The sequence below is a fragment of the Hydrogenophaga sp. genome, assembly GCF_028698005.1.
Classification (GTDB): domain Bacteria; phylum Pseudomonadota; class Gammaproteobacteria; order Burkholderiales; family Burkholderiaceae_C; genus Hydrogenophaga.
On record NZ_JAQVEJ010000248.1, the window covers coordinates 1 to 2,975 of the forward strand.

Consider the following 2,975-nt stretch of genomic DNA (forward strand, 5'->3'; position numbering starts at 1 on the left):
ATCGAGGTCGAGCGTCCAGGCACCCGCCTTCGGCACCAGCGGCACGCGCCGCACATGCGCGCCGAGGATGGCCGGCTGCGCGACCAGATTCGGCCACACCGGCGTGACCGCCACGACCTCGTCGCCGGCTTCGAGCAGCGCCTGACAAGCCAGCATGAGCCCGTTGACGCCGCCGGAGGTCACCGCCACACGCTCGTGCCAGTGCCCGGCGCCGCGCCCGGGATGCAGGGCATCCGTGTAGGCCGCGATGGCCTCGCGCAGCTCGGACAGGCCGAGGTTGTGCGCATAGAAGGTCTCGCCGGCCTGCAGCGAGGCGATCGCCGCCGCCCTCACGGGCTCCGGACTGACCTCGTCGCTTTCGCCGAACCAGAAGCGCAGGACATCCTCGCGCCCCATGCCTTCGTTGGCGACCTCGCGGATCCTGGATTCCTCCAGGTTTTCGACCAGGGCTCTCATGCCGTCTCTTCGCTGTTGTGGGCAAGCCCGGTATTGTCGGCGAAGTGTCAGCGGCCTTCGGGCCGGCGCATCTGGCAGGTGGTGGGCTGCTCGGCCTGCTGCGGCGTGAGCTGGCGGATCACGCGGAATCCGTAGCCCGAGCCCTCGACGTCGAACTTGACGCCCGGCGCGCCCTGGCGGTCCATCACCGCCACTGCCAGGGTCTGCTGGAACTGGTGGTCGGCCGCGCGCATCCGGCCCCCCTGCCCGGCCAGGTCCACCTGTGCTTTTTCGAGCTGTGCGGCGATGGCAGCGGCATCCACCTGGCCGGCGCGCTCGATGGCCTGCGCGAGCGCCTCGACCAGCAGTTGCATGCGCATGTGGACGTAGTCGTCGGCCGGGTTCGGGAAGCGCTGGCGGAAGGACTGGTAGAACGCCTCGGACTCGGCCGTGGGCACGTTGGGGAACCAGTCGGCCACGGCCACGACCTTGCCGATGCCGGCATCGCCCAGCGCCGCGGGCGCACCCAGCGCGTTGCCGTAGAAGGTATAGAACATGCCGTCGAAGCCGACCTCGCGCGCGGCCTTCACCAGCAGGGTCAGGTCGTTGCCCCAGTTGCCGGTGAGCACGGCCTGGGCGCCGCTGGCCTTGATTTTCATGGCGTAGGGCGCGAAGTCCTTGACCCGGGCCATCGGGTGCAGCTCCTCGGCCACGATCTTCACGTCGGGGCGATGCTGACCGAGCTGGGTACGCGCCTCGCGCAGCACGGCCTGGCCGAAGCTGTAGTCCTGACCGATGAGGTAGATGCTGCGCAAGGCCTTGTCATCGGCGATGACGCTCATGAGCGCGCTCATGCGCATGTTGGCGTGGGCGTCGAAACGGAAATGCCAGTAGCTGCATTTTTCGTTGGTCAGGATCGGATCGACCGCCGAGTAGTTGAGGAACAGCACCTGGCGTGCCGGGTCGCGTTCGTTGTGCTTGTTGATGGCATCGACCAGGCCGGCCGCGGCGGCCGAGGAGTTGCCCTGGGCCACGATGCGGATGTCCTTGTCAACGGCGGAACGCAGGCCCGACAGGGCCTCCTCGGTCTGGCCCTTGCTGTCGAAGCGGTCGATGATCAGTGGCCGCCGGCCATCGGGCAACCGGACGCCGCCCCGGGCATTGACCCGCTCGGTGGCCCACACCAGGTTGCGGTAGACCGCCTCGCCGGTATTGGCCAGCGGCCCGGACAGGGCCTCGATCAGGGCAATGCGGATCGGTGCGCCCGCGGGTGCGGTGGCGGGGGCCTGGGCCTGGGCGGCACCGGTGACCAGGGCGGCGAGTGCCAGCGCGGCCAGCGCGCGGCGGACGGGGCGGAAAAGCAGTGAAGTGCTGTGCAAAACGATCTCCGGAATGTCTGGAATGCAGTCGCCGCACCGGCCATGGAGGCGGCCGGTCACCGGCATGCGCCACACGTGCGTGTCACATAGGCGACAGATAGGGAGTGTAATTTCTTCGCCCGACCCGCTCAATCCGCGGCCCCGGGCGCCGGTGCCAGCTCGGCAAGCGGCCAGCGCGGGCGGACGTCGAAGCGATAGTCCGGCTGGTGCAGGGCGGCGTCGGCCAGCCCGGCCTGCACGCGCAGGCCGGCCGCCAGCGCGATCATGGCGCCGTTGTCGGTGCACAGGTGCAGCTCGGGGTAGTGCACGCGCACCTGGCGGCGCTGGCAGGCCGCATCAAGTTGCGCGCGCAGCCGGGCGTTGGCACCGACACCGCCGGCCACCACCAGGCGGCGCAGGCCGGTGGCCTCCAGTGCCGCCAGCGATTTTTTCACCAGCACGTCAACGATCGCGGCCTGTACGCTGGCAGCGACGTCGGCCCTTTGCTGCGGCGTCAACGGATCGGCCAGGCGACTGGTGGCCGGCCCTTCGGGGCGTGCATGGGCCAGCTTCTTGACCTGGGTCAGCACCGCCGTCTTCAGGCCCGCAAAGGAAAAATCGAGGTCGCCGCTGTGCAGCAGCGGCCGCGGGAAACGGAACGCCTGGGGGTCGCCCGCCTGCGCCAGGCGCGCCAGCGCCGGCCCGCCCGGGTAGTCCAGACCGAGCAGCTTGGCCGATTTGTCGAAGGCCTCGCCGGCTGCATCGTCGATGGTTTCGCCCAGCAGTTCGTAACGCCCCACCCCGTCAACCAGCATGAGCTGGGTGTGGCCACCCGAGACCAGCAGCGCGACGAAGGGAAACACCGGCGGATCGGCGCTGAGAAAAGGCGAGAGCAGATGCCCTTCGAGGTGGTGGATGCCGATGACCGGCTTGCCCAGCGCCATGCCCAGCGCACAGGCCACGCCCGAGCCGACCAGCAGCGCCCCGGCCAGGCCGGGGCCGCGCGTGTAGGCCACGGCGTCGATGGCCGACAGCGGCCGGCCGGCCTCGGCCATCACGGCATCGGCCAGCGGCAGCACGCGGCGGATGTGGTCGCGGCTGGCCAGCTCGGGCACCACGCCACCGTAGGCACGGTGCATCTCGATCTGGCTGTGCAGCGCGTGGCCGAGCAGGCGCGGCGTG

Annotated in this window: 3 protein-coding genes; all 3 read right to left on the reverse strand. The window is 70.1% G+C overall.

The window, feature by feature from the left end; translation table 11 throughout:
• On the reverse strand, positions 1–456 hold a 456-nt coding region (locus PHQ87_RS15505; protein WP_300236356.1), incomplete at its 3' end, for an aminotransferase class I/II-fold pyridoxal phosphate-dependent enzyme.
• Positions 457–503: 47 nt separating this feature from the next.
• Positions 504–1,748 (reverse strand): branched-chain amino acid ABC transporter substrate-binding protein, encoded by a 1,245-nt coding sequence (locus PHQ87_RS15510; RefSeq protein ID WP_300236360.1) that lies wholly within the window; start codon positions 1,746–1,748, stop codon positions 504–506.
• 194 nt (positions 1,749–1,942) lie between these two features.
• The coding region (gene tsaD, locus PHQ87_RS15515) for a tRNA (adenosine(37)-N6)-threonylcarbamoyltransferase complex transferase subunit TsaD (RefSeq protein ID WP_300236358.1) at positions 1,943–2,975 on the reverse strand (1,033 nt) is incomplete at its 5' end.